General features: G+C 30.9%; 17 protein-coding genes, 1 riboswitch and 1 other annotated feature. Of the genes, 16 read left to right on the top strand and 1 reads right to left on the bottom strand.

Features of this window, described 5'->3' with window-relative positions; genetic code table 11:
• Window positions 1–37: 37 nt before the first annotated feature.
• The 14 genes from H8R92_RS06310 (at window position 38) to H8R92_RS06245 (ending at window position 14,833) form a co-directional block, all read left to right on the top strand.
• Window positions 38–340 (top strand): YerC/YecD family TrpR-related protein, encoded by a 303-nt coding sequence (locus tag H8R92_RS06310; protein ID WP_022212031.1) that lies wholly within the window; start codon window positions 38–40, stop codon window positions 338–340.
• A gap of 118 nt (window positions 341–458) precedes the next feature.
• Window positions 459–1,802 (top strand): phosphoglucosamine mutase, encoded by a 1,344-nt coding sequence (gene glmM / locus H8R92_RS06305; protein WP_186834997.1) that lies wholly within the window; start codon window positions 459–461, stop codon window positions 1,800–1,802.
• Between the two features lie 457 nt (window positions 1,803–2,259).
• The gene (gene leuC, locus H8R92_RS06300; protein WP_186834996.1) at window positions 2,260–3,519 is read left to right on the top strand and encodes a 3-isopropylmalate dehydratase large subunit; all 1,260 of its coding nucleotides are present in this window, start codon (window positions 2,260–2,262) and stop codon (window positions 3,517–3,519) included.
• Window positions 3,520–3,534: 15 nt separating this feature from the next.
• Window positions 3,535–4,023: a 3-isopropylmalate dehydratase small subunit gene (gene leuD / locus H8R92_RS06295; protein WP_022212034.1), complete on the top strand. Its 489-nt coding sequence runs from the start codon at window positions 3,535–3,537 to the stop codon at window positions 4,021–4,023.
• Between the two features lie 74 nt (window positions 4,024–4,097).
• A complete protein-coding gene (gene leuB, locus H8R92_RS06290) occupies window positions 4,098–5,177 on the top strand; it encodes a 3-isopropylmalate dehydrogenase (protein ID WP_186834995.1) in 1,080 nt (359 codons plus the stop codon).
• 12 nt (window positions 5,178–5,189) lie between these two features.
• Window positions 5,190–6,848: a dihydroxy-acid dehydratase gene (gene ilvD, locus H8R92_RS06285; RefSeq protein ID WP_186834994.1), complete on the top strand. Its 1,659-nt coding sequence runs from the start codon at window positions 5,190–5,192 to the stop codon at window positions 6,846–6,848.
• A 93-nt stretch (window positions 6,849–6,941) separates the two neighbouring features.
• Complete coding sequence (gene ilvB / locus H8R92_RS06280; RefSeq protein ID WP_186834993.1) at window positions 6,942–8,618, top strand: biosynthetic-type acetolactate synthase large subunit; 1,677 nt, start codon at window positions 6,942–6,944, stop codon at window positions 8,616–8,618.
• Window positions 8,619–8,634: 16 nt separating this feature from the next.
• The gene (gene ilvC / locus H8R92_RS06275) at window positions 8,635–9,639 is read left to right on the top strand and encodes a ketol-acid reductoisomerase (RefSeq protein WP_186834992.1); all 1,005 of its coding nucleotides are present in this window, start codon (window positions 8,635–8,637) and stop codon (window positions 9,637–9,639) included.
• Window positions 9,640–9,838: 199 nt separating this feature from the next.
• Window positions 9,839–10,153, top strand: a complete 315-nt coding sequence (locus tag H8R92_RS06270; RefSeq protein WP_186834991.1) for a heavy metal-binding domain-containing protein — start codon at window positions 9,839–9,841, stop codon at window positions 10,151–10,153.
• A 16-nt stretch (window positions 10,154–10,169) separates the two neighbouring features.
• Window positions 10,170–10,319 (top strand): hypothetical protein, encoded by a 150-nt coding sequence (locus H8R92_RS06265; protein ID WP_022212040.1) that lies wholly within the window; start codon window positions 10,170–10,172, stop codon window positions 10,317–10,319.
• A 149-nt stretch (window positions 10,320–10,468) separates the two neighbouring features.
• Window positions 10,469–10,570: riboswitch (purine riboswitch) on the top strand.
• Between the two features lie 102 nt (window positions 10,571–10,672).
• Entirely contained in the window at window positions 10,673–11,977 is a 1,305-nt protein-coding gene (locus H8R92_RS06260; protein ID WP_022212041.1) for an NCS2 family permease, read from the top strand.
• Between the two features lie 170 nt (window positions 11,978–12,147).
• Window positions 12,148–12,333: a binding site (T-box leader), on the top strand.
• Between the two features lie 60 nt (window positions 12,334–12,393).
• Window positions 12,394–14,055, top strand: a complete 1,662-nt coding sequence (gene gltX, locus H8R92_RS06255; protein WP_022212042.1) for a glutamate--tRNA ligase — start codon at window positions 12,394–12,396, stop codon at window positions 14,053–14,055.
• 269 nt (window positions 14,056–14,324) lie between these two features.
• Window positions 14,325–14,492, top strand: coding sequence for a hypothetical protein (locus H8R92_RS06250; RefSeq protein WP_022212043.1), 168 nt, complete (start codon window positions 14,325–14,327; stop codon window positions 14,490–14,492).
• 176 nt (window positions 14,493–14,668) lie between these two features.
• A complete protein-coding gene (locus H8R92_RS06245) occupies window positions 14,669–14,833 on the top strand; it encodes a hypothetical protein (RefSeq protein ID WP_022212044.1) in 165 nt (54 codons plus the stop codon).
• Between the two features lie 8 nt (window positions 14,834–14,841).
• Here H8R92_RS06245 and H8R92_RS06240 read toward each other — a convergent pair whose 3' ends face one another.
• Window positions 14,842–16,506 carry a glutamine--tRNA ligase/YqeY domain fusion protein gene (locus H8R92_RS06240; protein WP_186834990.1) on the bottom strand — a complete coding sequence of 555 codons (1,665 nt, stop codon included), beginning with the start codon at window positions 16,504–16,506 and terminating at the stop codon, window positions 14,842–14,844.
• 186 nt (window positions 16,507–16,692) lie between these two features.
• On the opposite strand from H8R92_RS06240, the gene H8R92_RS06235 reads away from it, so the two are divergent.
• Both H8R92_RS06235 and H8R92_RS06230 read left to right on the top strand, forming a co-directional pair.
• Window positions 16,693–17,025 carry a DUF1540 domain-containing protein gene (locus H8R92_RS06235; protein WP_022212046.1) on the top strand — a complete coding sequence of 111 codons (333 nt, stop codon included), beginning with the start codon at window positions 16,693–16,695 and terminating at the stop codon, window positions 17,023–17,025.
• Between the two features lie 284 nt (window positions 17,026–17,309).
• Window positions 17,310–17,882, top strand: a complete 573-nt coding sequence (locus tag H8R92_RS06230; protein ID WP_022212047.1) for a 5-formyltetrahydrofolate cyclo-ligase — start codon at window positions 17,310–17,312, stop codon at window positions 17,880–17,882.
• The last annotated feature ends 80 nt before the right edge of the window (window positions 17,883–17,962 follow it).

The following is a 17,962-nucleotide window of genomic DNA, read 5'->3' as shown; positions in this document are numbered from 1 at the left end:
AATTATATTGAAAAAAGCTGATTTAGGAGTGAGAATAATGAGCATTAAAAATACAGATTTTAAAGAAGAATTAGATATATTATTTAAAGCTATCTTAAAATTAGAAAATGAAGATGAGTGTTATAAATTTTTTGAAGATATAGCAACAATTAATGAATTAAAATCATTAGCGCAAAGAATGCAGGTTGCAAAGATGTTAAAGGAAAAGAAAGTATATACAGAAATAGCAGAAGTTACAGGTGCTAGTACAGCAACAATAAGTAGAGTTAATAAGTGTTTAAATTATGGAGAGGAAGGCTATAATCTAGTGCTAGATAGGCTTTATCCAAAAAGTAAGTAGTTAGATTCTTGTAAAAAAATTGCATAGGATATATACTATAATAGCTACAATAATTATTGTAGTAAAAATCGATATTTGTTAATTATATTAAATAGATAAGATAAGTAGAGGTATTTGTATGAGTAGAATATTTGGTACAGATGGTGTTAGAGGTATAGCTAATACTGAGCTAACATCAGAATTAGCATATAATTTAGGTAGAGCAGGAGCTTTTGTATTAACAGAAGGAACTCATAAACCAAAAATATTAGTAGCAAAAGATACAAGAGTATCAGGAGATATGCTAGAAGCAGCATTAGTAGCTGGGATTCTTTCAGTTGGAGCAGAAGCAGTGATGATAGGTGTAGTTCCAACACCAGCAGTTGCATATTTAACTAGAGAGTACAATGCAGATGCAGGAGTAATGATTTCAGCTTCTCATAATCCTGTTGAATATAATGGTATAAAGTTCTTTGATAATAGAGGGTATAAGTTATCGGATGAATTAGAAGATAAGATACAAAAAACAATAGAAGATGGATTTGTAGGGGTACCTAGTCCAATAGGAAAAGATTTAGGAAAATGCCACTTTGAAGCAGAAGGCATAAATAAATATATGGAACATGCTAAATCAACTATAGCAACTGAACTTGCAGGATTAAAAGTTGCTTTAGATTGTGCTAATGGAGCAGCTTATGAAGTTGCAGTAAACGCTTTTAAAAGTTTAGGAGCAGAAGTGCATGTAATCAATAATACTCCAGATGGAACAAACATCAATGAAAAATGTGGATCTACTCATCCGGAAGCTTTAATGGAATATGTAGTTAAAGAAAGATGTGATATAGGATTTGCTTTTGATGGAGATGCAGATAGATGCTTAGCAGTGGATGAAAATGGAAACCTTGTTAATGGAGATTTTATATTAACTATTTGTGCGAAGGCTTTAAAAGAAAAAGGACAATTAAAAGATGATACTTTAGTTGTTACAGTAATGAGTAATTTAGGATTAGACATTGCTTGTAAAGCAGAGGAAATAAGAACATTTAAAACTAAAGTTGGAGATAGATATGTTCTTGAAGAGATGTTAAAGGATGGATATGTTCTTGGAGGAGAACAATCAGGTCATATTATATTCTTAAACCATAATACTACTGGTGATGGATTAGTTACAGCATTAAAAGTGGCAGAAGTTGTTAAAGAAAAGAATAAGACTTTAAGTGAGCTTGCAAGCATAATGAAGGAGCTACCACAAGTATTAGTAAATGCAAAAGTACCTAATCATATGAAAAATATATATTTAGAAGATGAAGAAGTAGTAGAAGCTATAAAAGTAGTTGAAGATAGATTAAATGGAGTAGGAAGGGTGCTTATAAGACCTTCTGGAACAGAACCATTAGTTAGAGTTATGCTTGAAGGCGAAAATCAAGAAGAAATTAACGAAATGGCTCATAGTATAGCTAATTTAATATTAAGTAAAATATAAAAATATTAGAAAGTGAAAGTAGAAAATTCTACTTTCGCTTTTTTTTACATATAAATTTACATGATAATATTTTTATTGTAAAGTATGAAAAATTGTAGAAAAGAGTATTTTTAAAATAATAATAAAATATGAAAGCGATTATTAATAAAATAAAATTGGAGATGTTGCGATGATAAAGAGTTAAGAATAGTCTTTATTTTTTAACAAACTATTAATAATAATAAAATCTTTTTGCTAGATATTAATAAAATGAAAAAAAAAGCTAATATTATTGACTTTGCTATAGAATAGAGAGTAAAATTTTTACAATACAGTAAAATAATATAAAAAGTTACGGCGGTGTAAGTTATAAAGTAGTATAATAATTCAGTTTATAGAGAGTTAGTGTTAATCAAGGTAAGTGCTGATGCTTAAAAAAGAGCTGAGATAAATAATAAGTGAAAAAGGAGGCAATAATATGGCAATGACCATGACACAGAAAATTTTAGCTAAGCATGCAGGGTTAGAAAGCGTTAGAAGTGGACAACTTATTGAAGCAGAATTAGATATGATTTTAGGCAATGATATAACTTCGCCTGTAGCTATTAATGAGTTTGAAAAATTAGGCTTAGATAATGTCTTTCATAGGGATAAAATTTCTATTGTGCCAGATCATTTTACACCTAATAAGGACATAAAGGCAGCAGAGCAGTGTAAATTAGTGAGGGAATTTGTAAAGAATAAAAAGATTAGTAATTATTTCGAAGTTGGGCAGATGGGCATAGAACATTGTTTATTGCCAGAGAAAGGACTTGTGGTTGCAGGTGATGTAGTTATAGGGGCTGATTCACATACTTGCACATATGGGGCATTAGGTGCTTTTTCAACGGGAATAGGTTCAACAGATATGGCAGCAGGTATGGCTACAGGGAAATGTTGGTTTAAAGTTCCATCAGCTATTAAGTTTATACTAAATGGTAAACCAGGAAAATGGGTAAGTGGAAAAGATATAATACTCCATATAATTGGGGAAATAGGAGTAGATGGTGCATTATATAAGTCTATGGAATTTGAAGGCCAAGGGATAAAATATCTTTCAATGGATGATAGGTTTACTATATGTAATATGGCTATAGAAGCTGGAGGAAAAAATGGAATATTTCCAGTAGATGAAAAAACCATAGAATATATGAAAGAACACTCTAAAAAAGAGTGGATGGAGTTTAATGCAGATGAAGATGCTGAATATGAAGCTGTTTATGAAATTGATTTATCAAAGATAAGGCCAACAGTATCATTTCCACATTTGCCAGATAACACAAGGACTATTGATGAAGTTGGGGAAGTAAAGATAGACCAAGTTGTTATTGGATCATGTACTAATGGAAGACTTTCAGATTTAAGGATAGCAGCAAAGATATTAAGAGGCAAAAAGGTTCATAAGGGTATAAGATGCATCATTATTCCAGGAACACAAAATATATATCTTGAAGCTATGAAAGAAGGACTCATAAAGGATTTTATAGAAGCAGGTGCTGTAGTTTCTACGCCAACTTGTGGCCCATGTCTAGGGGGGTATATGGGTATATTGGCAAAGGAAGAAAGAGCAGTATCAACAACTAATAGAAATTTCGTTGGAAGAATGGGGCATGTGGAATCTGAGGTATACTTAGCAAGTCCAGCAGTTGCAGCAGCTTCAGCAATTAGAGGTAAGATAGCAAATCCAGAATTGTTGTAAAATGGGGGTTATTAAATGAAAGCAAGAGGCAGAGCCTTTAAATATGGTGATAATGTAGATACAGATGTAATAATACCAGCAAGATATTTAAATACAGCAGATCATAGTGAACTGGCAAGCCACTGTATGGAAGATATAGATAAAGATTTTACAAAGAAAGTTAATAATGGGGATATAATTGTAGCAAAAAAGAATTTTGGTTGTGGTTCATCTAGAGAACATGCACCGCTAGCTATAAAGTCAAGTGGAATAAGCTGTGTAATAGCATCTACTTTTGCTAGGATATTTTTTAGAAATTCAATAAATATAGGATTGCCTATTATTGAGTGTGATGAAGCGGCAAAAGCAATAGAAGATGGAGATGAATTAGAAATAGATTTTAGCAGTGGAGTAATCAAAAATATTACTAAAAATGAAAACTACAAAGGAGAACCTTTTCCAGAATTCATGCAAAACATTATCAATAGCAATGGACTTATTAATTACATTAAAAATTTAAAATGAAAAATTAGAATAATGAATAATAAAATTTTTCATTTTAATTATTTATTTTTCATTTAAAAAAGGGGGCTTTTTTTATGAATTATAGAATAGTAGCAATACCAGGAGATGGTATAGGACCAGAAGTTGTTAGAGAAGCTATACTTATATTAGATAAAATTGGAGAAGAATTTAATCATAAATTTGAAATAAAATACGCTTTAGCAGGGGGATGTGCCATTGATGAAGTGGGAGTCCCTTTGCCACATGAAACATTAAAGATTTGTCAAAGTAGTGATGCGGTATTACTTGGGGCTGTAGGAGGGTATAAATGGGATAATACTACTGCTAAAGTAAGACCAGAACAAGCTTTACTTGGTTTAAGGGAAGGATTAAACCTTTACTGTAACTTAAGACCAGCTCTTTTGTATAATCCTTTAAAAATAGCATCACCATTAAAAGAAGAACTAATTAATGATGGAATAGATGTAGCTGTAGTAAGAGAACTGACAGGAGGAATTTATTTTGGTAACCGTGGAAGATTTCTTGAAGATGGTGTAGAAGCTGCTTTTGACACAGAAAAATATAATAAAGAAGAAGTAAGAAGAATTGCTAAGATTGCTTTTGAAACTGCCATGAAGAGAAATAAGAAGGTAACCAGTGTTGATAAGGCTAATGTTTTAGAAAGTTCAAGGCTATGGAGAGAAACAGTAATTGAAGTTTCTAAGGAATATAAGAAAGTAGAACTAAATCATATGTATATAGATAATGCATCAATGCAGCTTGTGAGGAATCCGGCACAATTTGATGTGATAGTTACTTCAAATATGTTTGGAGATATTTTATCAGATGAAGCTTCAATGATAACAGGGTCTATAGGAATGTTGCCATCAGCATCTTTAGGTAAGGGAAAGCTTGGAATGTATGAACCTATTCATGGTTCAGCACCAGATATTGCAGGTATGGATATAGCTAATCCTTTAGCAACAATATTATCGGTAGCTATGATATTTAGATATAGCTTAGATTTAGAAGAAGAAGCCCAAGCCATTGAAAATGCTGTAGTTAAAGTATTGGAAGATGGTTATAGAACTAAGGATATTTATAGTGAAGGTACAAGACTCGTTGGTACAAGAAAAATGGGACAGCTAGTTATTGAAAGATTAAGCAAGATATAGAGGTGAATATAATTGAGAAGTGATATGGTTAAGAAGGGGATAGCAAGAGCACCTCATAGGGCTCTTTTTAAAGCAATAGGATTAAGTGATCGGGAACTAGAAAGACCACTTATAGGAATAGTAACATCACAAAATGATATAATACCTGGACATATTAATTTAGACAAGATTGTTGAAGCAACTAAAAAAGGTGTACTTATCAGTGGAGGAACTCCATTAGTATTTCCAACCATAGGAGTATGTGATGGAATAGCTATGGGTCACGAAGGTATGAAGTATTCATTGGCTACAAGAGAGTTAATAGCAGATAGTGTTGAGTGTATGGTAAAAGCTCATGGTTTTGATGCTTTAGTATTTATTCCTAATTGCGATAAGATTGTACCAGGAATGATAATGGCTGCATTAAGGCTTAATATACCTTCAGTATTTGTTAGTGGAGGGCCAATGTTAGCAGGTAAATATAAAGGTGAGGCAGTATCATTATCAACACTATTTGAAGCAGTTGGTTCTGTGGAAAGTGGAAAAATGACTAAAGAAGAATTAAAAGAATTGGAATGTAAGTCATGTCCAACATGTGGTTCATGTTCAGGAATGTTTACAGCTAACTCAATGAATTGTCTTACAGAAGTTTTAGGATTAGGGCTTCCAGGCAATGGAACTATTCCAGCTGTATATTCAGAAAGAATAATACTTGCGAAGCATGCTGGAATGGCAGTTATGAATTTATTAAAAAATAATATAAAACCAAGAGATATAGTAAATGAAAAATCAATTAAAAATGCACTTGCTGTAGATATGGCTTTAGGATGTTCAACCAATAGTGTATTACATTTAACAGCTATAGCAAATGAAGCAAAACTACAAATGAATTTAGATATTATTAATGAAATGTCATCAAAAGTTCCTAATATTTGTAAGTTAGCACCAGCATCGAATATTCATATTCAAGATTTATATGAAGCTGGTGGAATATCTGCAGTTATTAATGAATTAAGTAAAAAAGATTTAATAGATTTAGAGTGTATTACAGCTACAGGAAAGACCATAGGTGAAAATGTTAAAGATAAAAAAGTATTGAATTATGATGTAATAAAGCATGTGGAAAGACCATATAGCAAAACAGGTGGCATAGCTGTATTAAGAGGAAATTTAGCAGTGGATGGAGCTGTAGTAAAGAGATCAGCAGTACTTCCTGAAATGTTAGTTCATCAAGGGCCAGCTAAAGTATTTGATTCAGAAGAGGAAGCTGTAGAAGCTATATTTAATAATAAGATAGTGGCAGGAGATGTTATTGTAATAAGATATGAAGGACCAAAAGGTGGACCTGGTATGAGAGAAATGCTTTCACCAACATCTGCTATATCAGGAATGGGACTTGATAAATCGGTTGCACTTATTACAGATGGAAGATTTAGTGGAGCCACAAGGGGAGCATCAATAGGACATGTATCTCCAGAAGCAGCAGAAGGTGGAGTAATTGCTCTAGTAGAAACTGGTGATATAATTTCAATAGATATAAATAGTGGTAAGTTAGAATTATTAGTTAATAAAGATGTACTAGAAGAAAGAAGGAAGAATATTGTAAAAGTTGAACCTAAAATTAAGGAGGGATATCTTGCAAGATATGCTAAGCTAGTAAGTTCAGCAAACACAGGAGCAGTTTATAAATAATTAAACAGTAAATTTTGTTACACTCATTAGAGTCAGCATTCATTAACGAAGTGTTAATTAGATTGTCGTTTAATTAAAAAGGGGGCGATTTATGTGTTATTGACTGGTGCTGAAATTTTGGTGAATTCGCTGATAGATAATGGCGTTGATACTGTATTCGGTTATCCAGGTGGGGCAGTTTTAAATATATATGACGCATTATTTAAGAAAAACGATAAAATAAGGCATATTTTAACTTGCCATGAACAAGGTGCAGCTCATGCAGCTGATGGATATGCTAGATCAACAGGTAAGGTCGGTGTATGTATAGCAACATCAGGGCCTGGAGCAACAAATTTGGTTACAGGAATTGCTACAGCTTATATGGATTCAACACCAATGGTTGCAATTACAGGTAATGTTACGAGGCCTTTACTTGGTAAAGATAGTTTTCAAGAAGTGGATATTACAGGTATTACAATGCCTATAACTAAGCATAATTATATAGTTAAAGATATAAAGGATCTACAAAAAATAATTAATGAGGCTTTTTATATTGCTTCATCAGGACGTCATGGTCCAGTACTTATTGATATACCTAAGGATATAACAGCAGAAAAGTATAATTATATAACGATGGAGCCTAAAAATAGAAAAAAAAGTTTACAGCATATAAATATAAACTCTCTAGAGAGGTTTGCACAATTAATCAATGAGAGTGAGAATCCTTTTATTTATGCAGGAGGAGGAATATTAAGTTCAAATGCAGAAAAAGAAGTTTTAGCTTTGGCAGAAAAAATAAACGCACCAGTTGCAACCAGTCTTATGGGAATAGGCTCTATTCCTAATGATCATAGATTATATACAGGAATGATTGGAATGCATGGTACTAAAGCTTCAAATCTTTTGGCTACCAGTTGTGATTTGATTATTGCTTTAGGAGCAAGATTTAGTGATAGGGTAATAAGTCATAAAAACCATATAAAGAATGCTAAAATAATCCAAATAGATATAGATCCTACAGAGATAAATAAAAACGTTAAAGTAGATTCATATATTGTAGGTGATATAAAGGAAGTTATAAAAAAGTTATTTCCTATGATAAATGAAAAAGAAAATATAGCATGGATAAATAAAATGAATGAACTTAAAGCATTAAATAATAAGGAAGTAGTGAAAGAAGGAGTACTTACACCAGAATATTTATTTACTTTATTAAATAAAATGAATAATGGTAATTTTATTATTACCACAGAAGTTGGACAACATCAAATGTGGACAGCTCAAAATTATAAATTTTATAAGCCAAGGACATTTATAAGTTCATGTGGACTTGGAACTATGGGATTTGGAATGGGTGCGTCCATTGGTGCACAAATGGGAAATCCTAAGGCTGTAGTATTCAATATTGCTGGAGATGGTAGCTTTGGTATGGATTGCAATGAATTTGCCACAGCAGTTAATTTTAAGCTTCCTGTAAAAGTAATAGTGATGAATAATAATGCTTTAGGAATGGTCAGACAATGGCAAAGCTTGTTTTATGAAGGCAGATATGCTGAAACAACATTAAATAGAGCAACTGATTTTGTAAAATTGGCAGAAGCTTTTGGAGGAACTGGTTTTAGGGTAGAAAAACCAGAAGAGTTACAGGAGATATTAGAAAAAGCATTAGCCACTGATGGACCTGTAATTATAGATTACAAAATTAATAGTGATGATATGGTGTTCCCAATGGTTGCACCAGGGGCACCAATAAATGAAATTATCAGTAAAGAAGATATTAAATTATAAATTGGAGGGTATAAAAATGGCAAAGATGTTTTATGAGAAGGATACAAATTTAGGATTATTGCAAGGAAAGAAAATAGCAGTAATTGGTTTTGGTAGCCAAGGACATGCCCATGCATTAAATTTACATGAAAGTGGAGTAGATGTAATTGTAGGATTATATGAAGGGAGCAAATCATGGAATAAGGCAAAAGAAGCAGGATTAGAAGTTACTACAACTTCAGAGGCAGCTAAAAATGCTGATATTATAATTATATTAGTACCAGATGAAAAGCAAGCAAAATTATATAGAGAAGAAATTGAACCATACTTGGAAGATGGAAATGCTTTAGTATTTGCTCATGGATTTAATATTCACTTTAAGCAAATAGTACCACCTTCAAACGTTGATGTATTTATGATAGCTCCAAAAGGACCAGGACATATGGTAAGAAGAACTTATACCGAAGGATCTGGTGTTCCATGTTTAATAGCTGTAGAGCAAGATTATTCAGGAAAGGCTAAGGATTTAGCATTAGCCTATGCAAATGGTATAGGTGGAGCAAGAGCTGGTGTTCTTGAAACTACATTTAAAGATGAAACAGAAACAGATTTATTTGGTGAACAAGCAGTTCTTTGTGGAGGAATCACAGCTTTAATTAAGGCTGGTTTTGAAACTTTAGTTGAAGCAGGATATGCACCAGAAAATGCTTATTTTGAATGTATGCATGAAATGAAGCTTATTGTAGATTTAATGTATCAAGGTGGTATGGCTGCCATGAGATATTCAATTTCTGATACAGCTGAATATGGTGATTATGTAACTGGAAGCAGAATAATTACTGATGAAACTAAGAAGGAAATGAAACAAGTTTTAACTGAAATTCAAAATGGTACTTTTGCTAAGAAGTGGCTTCTTGAAAATCAAGTTGGTAGACCTACATTTAATGCTATGAGAAGAATGGAAGCAGAGCATCCAATAGAAAAAGTAGGTAAAGAGCTTAGAGAAATGATGTCTTGGATAGACAGTAAGAAATTAGATTAATAATTAATAATTAAAAATGAAAAATTAAAGTGAGAAGGGTCTGTTCAGTCTGTTCATAGTGCGACAGTCCCTTTTTTGTTTTAAACAAAAACTGGAAAAAGATTATTGACAATTTTTAATATATAGTATATTATTATGTTAAATATTATTAAATAACTCTTAAAGAGTTATTTAAACAATGTATAAAGGGGTAATGATTATGATAATATTAACAATAGAAAATGTTCCAGGAAAAGAAATTAAAGAAGTTAAAGGATTAGTAAAAGGAAGTACTGTAAGATGTAAAAACATTGGACGTGATATAACTGCTTCTTTTAAAAATCTTGTAGGTGGGGAAATGTCAGGATATAATGATATGCTTACAGAAGCAAGACAAATAGCTATTGGAAGAATGGCTGATGAGGCAGAAGCTATGGGAGCTAATGCAATTATAGGAATGAAGTTAATGTCTTCTGCTATAGCAGCAGGAGCAGCAGAAATGGTAGCTTATGGTACAGCAGTAGTAGTGGAATAAAAAGGAGTAATTTATTTTGAATATAACATTGATGATTATATTATACGTTGGGTTTTGGATACTTACAGCTATAGGATCAATAGCAATGATAATATGGGCTATAGTAAGTAGGATTAAAGAAAAAAAGATAGAAAAAGAAAAACATAAGAAGTATAAAGAATACTAATTATAATAAATAATATAAGAAATTATCATGTAAAAAGTCATTAGAATTTTAAAATATATTTAACATCTAATGCTTTTTTCACATAAAGTAATAAAAGTATAAAATTACAAGTAGACAAGCTGTAAAAAATATATTATCATATGTTTTATAGTAAATTACAATCGAATGTTCGTATAATGCCGGAAATATGGTCCGGGAGTCTCTACCAAATCACCATAAATGATTTGACTACGATATGGATTTAATATTTATATATAAGTACATACAGTATAAATTCTATTAATATAATACATATCTTTTTCCTCATATCATGCGATATTCGGTTGTAAAGAAAATGCATGGAGGAATAAACGATGGAATTCTTATCAAACTATTTCAAATTCAAAGAAAAAGAAACAAATTTTAAAAGTGAAACCATAGGTGGTATAACTACATTTTTAACAATGGCTTATGCGTTATTCTTAATTCCTAGTGTACTTGCAGAGGCTGGTATGCCACAAGGGAGTGTATTTGTAGCTACAGGACTTGCAGCAGCTTTAGGAACACTAATAATGGGAATATTCGCGAATTTTCCAATGGGATTAGCACCAGGTGTTGGTTTAAATGCATTCTTTGCATATAGTGTATGTTTAGGAATGGGTATTAAGTGGGAGATAGCACTATCAGGTGTATTAGCTTCAGGAATTATATTTTTAATAATATCAGCAACTGGTTTAAGAGAAATGATTATTAAAGCTATACCAACTAACTTAAAGTTTGCAGTAAGTGCAGGAATAGGATTATTCATTGCTTTTATAGGATTAAAAAATGCAGGAATAGTAGTAGCTAATTCAGCAACTTTTGTAGGTCTTGGTGATTTAACAGATCCTACAGTTTTACTTTCTATATTTGGTGTTATTGCAATTTCAATATTTATGGTTAGAGGTTCTAAAATAGCAATCTTCTTAGGTATGGGGTTAACAGCAATTGTGGGTATGATAACAGGACTTATTGATATACCAACATCAGTAATATCAATGCCACCATCAATGGCACCTACTTTTGGAGCTGCTATTAAGAACTTAGGAAATATATTTAATCCAGAAATGATTCTAGTAATATTTACTTTCTTATTTATGGATTTCTTTGATACAGCAGGAACATTAGTGGCTGTCGGTTCAAAGGTTGGACTTCTTAAAAAAGATGGTTCTATAGAAAATGGTTCAAAAGCATTATTAGCTGACTCAATTGCTACATGTATAGGATCAATATTGGGTACAACTAATACAACATCATATGTTGAATCATTATCAGGAGCTTCTGTTGGAGCAAAAACAGGATTTTCCAGTGTAGTAGTTGGAGGATTATTCTTAGTATCATTATTCTTCTCACCATTACTTACAGTAATAACTTCAGCAGTTACAGCTCCAGCACTTATTATAGTTGGATCATTAATGTGTTCATCACTTAAGGAAATAGAATGGGAAAGATCAGAAATAGCTATTCCATCATTCTTAACTATTTTATTAATGCCATTAACATATAGCATTGGTGAAGGAATTGCTTGCGGATTTTTAACATATGTTATTTTGATGATATTTAAAGGAAAAACTAAAAAAGTTCATCCAGTAATGTATGTATTAGCACTATTATTTGTAATATATTTTGCTATAAGATAGAGTTTTGTTTATAAAAATTGAGCTTAAATTATCAATAACAGAGATAGTTTAAGCTCAATTTATTTTTGATTATTAAAATATATATTAAGAGTTTTATACATAAGAGAAATACTTTACAATAATAATTTGAATCTGTATAATTAATCTGTAATTTGCAAAAAATGATAATAGTAATTGCGCTGAAGAGGAGCAGTAAATAGAAGTTTAATTTAAAGCGATTTAGGAATGGTGTGAGCCTAAAATTTAAAATTATTGAAGGAAACCTTGGAGCAATAAAATTAAATAAGTATTTGAGTGGGTTAATTTTTATTAACCAATTTAGGTGGTAACGCGGAAGTAAGTCTTTCGTCCTATATTTTAATGGGATGAAAGACTTTTTTATATTTTAACAAAAAAAAGATAAGGAGAATAACATTATGTCATTTGAAAAATTAGCTGAAATAATATTTCCTAATGTTGAACATGATAGAGAATATTATATAGCAAAATACCCAAAGAGAAACTTAAAAGAAGGTGCTAGAGTAACTAGATATGCACCATCACCAACAGGATTCCAACATATAGGAGGAGTTTTTGCTGCATTAATTAATGAAAGATTAGCAAGTCAAAGTGAAGGTGTTTTCTATTTAAGAATAGAAGATACAGATCAAAAAAGAGAAGTTGAAGGTGCCATTGAAGATACAATTACAACTATGCACAATTTTGGAATGGACTTCAGTGAAGGAATGACTGGCCAAGAAACTTCAAAAGGTGAATATGGTCCATACAGACAAAGTGAAAGAGCTGAAATATATAGAACTTTTGCTAAAGATTTATTATTAAAAGGTTTAGCATATCCAGATTTTTGTACTCCAGAAGAATTAGCTGCTTTAAGAGAAGAGCAAATAGCTAATAAAATAACTCCAGGATACTATGGAGAATATGCTAAATACAGAAATATAACTGAAGAAGAAGCTATTGAAAGAATAAACAATGGTGAAAGTTATATATTAAGATTAAAATCACCAGGAAATATTGAAAATAGAGTAGAATTTCATGATTTAATTAAAGGTGATATATCATTCCCTGAAAACAATCAAGATGTTGTTCTTATAAAAGGTGATGGACTTCCAACATATCACTTTGCACATGCTATAGATGATTATTTAATGAGAACTACAGATGTAATAAGAGGAGAAGAGTGGTTATCATCACTTCCAATACATGTTCAATTATTTGAAGTATTAGGATTTGAAAGACCAAACTATGCTCATATTCCAACAATAATGAAACAAGAAGGTGGATCTAAGAGAAAACTTTCTAAGAGAAAAGATGCTGAAGCAGCTGTTTCTTACTACAATGAAGTTGGATATCCAGTAGTATGTGTTATTGAATACTTATTAAACATAGTTAATTCAAGTTATGAAGAATGGAGAGCTGAAAATCCATGTGCTGATTACCATGAGTTTGTTGTTCATTTAGATAAAATGAGTAAGAGTGGAGCATTATTTGATTTAGTTAAATTAAATGACGTTTCTAAAGATGTTATAGCTAGAATGTCAGCAGATAAAGTATATGAACAATATACTGCATGGGCTAAACAATATGATGAAGAAATGTATAACTTAGTAACTTCAAATGAAGCTATGGCAAGAGAAATATTTAATATAGATAAAGAAGGTCCAAAACCAAGAAAAGACTTTGCAAAGTGGGATGAAGTTAAAGATAAGATATTCTACTTCTTTGATGAATTATTCTACAAGGAAACTGTAGAGCAAGTAGAATTACCAAAGACTTTATCATTAGAAAATGCTAAGGCTATAATTGAAGAATATGCTAAAAAATTTACATTTAATGTTGGAAGCCAAGAAGAATGGTTTGAAGAATTAAAAGTAATAGGAGCTGAGCTTGGATACTGTGCTAATAGAAAAGAATATAAAGCAAACCCAGAAAATTATAAAGGAATGATTTCTGATGTTGCTGGTGCTGTAAGAACTGCTTTAGCACATAGAACAAATACTCCAGACCTTTATACTATAATGCAAATTATGGGTGAAGAAAAAGTTAGAGAAAGATTCAACAAGTTTTTAAATTTATAATTAATAAAGGTTTGTTCCAAACTTAATCTTTAATCACTCATATTTCATAAGTATCTAATTAATTACTGTTCTTCATAATAAAATCAGGTATAGAGTTTGTCTAAAAAGCACACAATAGTAATGACTTAAGGATAGGATGTTGCTTTAGTCGATAGTCCTAAGAGTCTTAACAACTGAATAGAAAATTTAATGAGCAATGCTATAACTAGAGTTTTTGGACTGGCTATAGTATTGCAAAAATAAAAGATAGTTTATAGGAGGGCAAAAGTATGAGCAAATCTAAAAAATGTCACTGTAATCATGAACTGTCATCAACATCAGTGGAGGGCCATGGTTGCGGATGCGGCCAAAAGGCAAAAAAGAGTGCGACAAATAATCAATGGACAACTGCCAGCAGAGGAAGTTGTGTATGTGAATGTAACGAAGAGCATAAATAAGTAAAGAGACTTGGACAGAAAAATACCATTTTATAAGTGAGTTATATGAAGTTTTCAACCAATAAACTATTATTGGAAAGAAAAGCTTCATGTAGCTCATTTTTTAAATGAATAAAAATAGTAGAAAAACTAAAACTATATATAACTAAAAATTAGAAAGGAGAAGAATAAGAAAGATGACTAATGAAAAGAAAGGCATAAAGAAAAGTGCATTATTGAAGCTTAATAATATACGAGCAAATAATTGGGACATAGATTGTGATACAAATTTTTTAAATGATTATAGTGATGATTATGGTTTTTATGAAGATAGAATAAATATAGAAAATAAGTGGAGATAATTCTCCACTTATTTATTAAGTTTAAAAGAAGATTTTAAAGATACTATTCTATTGAAAACTAACTTTTCAGCTGTAGTATATTTAGGATCAACATTAAAGAAACCGTTTCTTACCATTTGGAACTTATCTTGAGGTTTAGCATTCTTAATAGCTGTTGGCTCAATAAATCCGTCTAATATTTCTATTGAATGAGGATTTATTTGTTCTAAGAAGTGTTTTCCTTCATTTTCTTCTGCAGCATCTAAGATTAATGGTTCATATAATCTAAATTCAGCAGGAACAGCGTTTTTAGCATCTACCCAGTGGATAGTTCCTTTTACTTTTCTGCCTGTAAATCCTGAACCACTCTTAGTTTCTGGATCGTAAGTACAATGAACTTCAATTACATTACCATTTTCATCTTTGATTACATCAGTACATTTAACAAAATATGCACCAATTAATCTAACTTCATTTCCTGGGAATAATCTAAAGTATTTTTTTATTGGAACTTCCATAAAATCTTCTTGTTCAATGTATAATTCTCTTGAGAAAGGAACTAATCTTTTACCAAAAGATTCATCTTTTGCATTATTGCTTACTTCTAGCATTTCAGTTTGTCCTTCAGGATAGTTAGTGATAACTAATTTTAAAGGATTTAGGATAGCCATAGCATTTGGTGCTTTCATTTGTAAGTCTTCTCTTACAAAGTAATCAAGCATTTGAGAATCAACTGTTGAGTTTGCTTTAGCAACACCTATAGCTGAGCAGAAGTTTCTTAAAGCTTCAGGAGTACATCCTCTTCTTCTAAGACCAGAAATAGTAGGCATTCTTGGATCATCCCAGCCATCAACAACACCTTCATCTACTAATTGCTTAAGCTTTCTCTTACTCATAACTGTGTTGGTCATGTTTAATCTAGCAAATTCAATTTGTCTAGGAACACATTCCATTTCACATTCTCTTACAACCCAGTCATAAAGAGGTCTATGATCTTCAAATTCTAACGTACAAATAGAGTGAGTAATTCCTTCTATAGCATCTTCTAATGGATGAGCAAAGTCATACATTGGGTAGATACACCATTTGTCTCCTGTATTATGGTGAGTTGCATGTGCAATTCTATAGATTATTGGATCTCTCATATTAAGGTTTGGAGAAGCCATATCTATTTTAGCTCTAAGAACTTTTTCTCCATCTTTGAATTCACCATTTTTCATTCTTTCGAATAAATCTAGGTTTTCTTCAATGGATCTATTTCTATATGGGCTTTCTTTACCAGGTTCAGTTAATGATCCTCTATATGCTTTTGCTTCTTCTGGAGTAAGATCACATACATAAGCTAATCCTTTCTTAATTAAAAGAACAGCTTTTTCATACATAGTATCAAAGTAATCAGATGCAAAGAATAAAGCATCCCAATTTCCACCTAACCATTTAACATCTTCTTTAATAGATTCAACATATTCTGTATCTTCCTTTACAGGGTTAGTATCATCAAATCTTAAATGTGTTTTACCATGGAATTCTTCAGCTAAACCAAAGTTTAATAATATAGATTTTGCATGACCTATATGTAAATAACCATTTGGCTCTGGTGGGAAACGAGTGATTATCTCATTATGTTTTCCACTCTCTAAGTCATTAATGATTATATTTCTTATAAAATTAGAAGAATTAATTTCATTTGACATTGTTTTACCTCGCTCAAAGTTTATTTATTAATTAAGTAAAAATATATAAATTTACCCTATTAACATAGTTTACTATTAATAATAATTTTAATCTAATATACAGAAAAAATAAAGAAAAACATTAAAAGACTGATTTATGTATAAATAAAGAAAGAAATTGTAAAAATAAATAGGTGGAATTTAGTAATGAATAGGAGTGATTTTATGCCAAATTTAATGTGTAATGTTACTACTTGTGGTCATAATAAGAATAGTCTTTGTTGTAAAGATGGTATACAAGTAGGTGGAAGTCAAGCTTTTGTAAGTGAAACTACATGTTGTGAAAGCTTTATTGAAAAAACAAAGGAATTTTTAAATAGTGCAGAAGAACCAAAGGCTGCTATGCCAGTTAATTGTGAAGCTGTAAATTGTGTATACAATGAGCTAGGAATGTGCGGAGCAGAGTCAATAAGTATAGCTGGAGGCCCAGTTTCATCTGTTTCTAAGACAGAGTGCAACACCTTTGTTCCAAAATTCTAAATTATTTTAGAAGTTAATGCTACGCTAATTAAACACTTCGTTGACTAAGTAGGTTTATAGCTAATATAAAACCTAGTTAAATTCTAAATGAATTATTAGTAGTTGAATTAGCGTAGCTATATTCATGGTTTAATTGATATAATTATATATTTAGGGATATTGAGTACGAATATTTGACTAATAGTTTTGGAAGGGTAGGACAAGCACTAACTGGATTGCTTATAGAGAAAAGGATATGGTAATTATTGAATGTAATTTTATTTGCATAAAATGAGAGGGTAAATATGGAAAAAAAGTTAGTAAGAAAAGAAATATTAAATATGAGAAATAATATGAGTAATGAAAAAAGAATCTTAAAGGATAAGCTTATATATAATCTTTTTATAAATAGTGATTTATACAAAAAAGCTAAAGATATATTTATATATGTAAGTTTTGGTTCTGAAGTAAATACTCATGAAATTATTAAGAAAGCAATAATTGATAAGAAAAATATATATGTACCTAAAATAGATATGAAGAAAAAAGAAATGATAGCTGTAAAAATCCACAGTATTACTGAATTAAGTGTGAACAACTATGGAATATTAGAGCCTATAAATGTGGATAAAGATAAAATAGCCAATGATTTTGATATAATTGTAATGCCAGGAGTGGCGTTTGATAAAAATGGAAATAGAATAGGTTATGGTGGTGGATACTACGATAAATATTTAGAAAAAAATATTTTTAAAGCAAAAAAGGTAGCTTTAGCTTATGAAGAGCAGATTTTGGAAAGGATAGAAAGTGATTTTCATGATATAAAAGTTGATTTTATAATAAATACAAAAAAAATTATAAAAAAATATTGTGAATAAATTCTATATATGTATAATTGAGTAAGTTTCAATTGATAAAACTTTCGATTTATTTTTTTAACAAAAATGAGCTGTGCACT

Origin of the sequence: Clostridium lentum (genome assembly GCF_014287815.1) — a bacterium.
In the GTDB taxonomy this organism is placed as follows: Bacteria; Bacillota; Clostridia; order Clostridiales; family Clostridiaceae; genus Clostridium; species Clostridium lentum.
Note: the sequence above shows the minus strand (reverse complement) of the source record. Positions and strands in the feature narration are given on the sequence as shown.

Coding starts and splice junctions, on each gene's coding strand:
- H8R92_RS06310 (WP_022212031.1), top strand. CDS start 38: ATGAGCATTAAAAATACAGATTTTAAAGAAGAATTAGATATATTATTT.
- glmM (WP_186834997.1), top strand. CDS start 459: ATGAGTAGAATATTTGGTACAGATGGTGTTAGAGGTATAGCTAATACT.
- leuC (WP_186834996.1), top strand. CDS start 2,260: ATGGCAATGACCATGACACAGAAAATTTTAGCTAAGCATGCAGGGTTA.
- leuD (WP_022212034.1), top strand. CDS start 3,535: ATGAAAGCAAGAGGCAGAGCCTTTAAATATGGTGATAATGTAGATACA.
- leuB (WP_186834995.1), top strand. CDS start 4,098: ATGAATTATAGAATAGTAGCAATACCAGGAGATGGTATAGGACCAGAA.
- ilvC (WP_186834992.1), top strand. CDS start 8,635: ATGGCAAAGATGTTTTATGAGAAGGATACAAATTTAGGATTATTGCAA.
- H8R92_RS06270 (WP_186834991.1), top strand. CDS start 9,839: ATGATAATATTAACAATAGAAAATGTTCCAGGAAAAGAAATTAAAGAA.
- H8R92_RS06260 (WP_022212041.1), top strand. CDS start 10,673: ATGGAATTCTTATCAAACTATTTCAAATTCAAAGAAAAAGAAACAAAT.
- gltX (WP_022212042.1), top strand. CDS start 12,394: ATGTCATTTGAAAAATTAGCTGAAATAATATTTCCTAATGTTGAACAT.
- H8R92_RS06250 (WP_022212043.1), top strand. CDS start 14,325: ATGAGCAAATCTAAAAAATGTCACTGTAATCATGAACTGTCATCAACA.
- H8R92_RS06245 (WP_022212044.1), top strand. CDS start 14,669: ATGACTAATGAAAAGAAAGGCATAAAGAAAAGTGCATTATTGAAGCTT.
- H8R92_RS06240 (WP_186834990.1), bottom strand. CDS start 16,506: ATGTCAAATGAAATTAATTCTTCTAATTTTATAAGAAATATAATCATT.
- H8R92_RS06235 (WP_022212046.1), top strand. CDS start 16,693: ATGAATAGGAGTGATTTTATGCCAAATTTAATGTGTAATGTTACTACT.
- H8R92_RS06230 (WP_022212047.1), top strand. CDS start 17,310: ATGGAAAAAAAGTTAGTAAGAAAAGAAATATTAAATATGAGAAATAAT.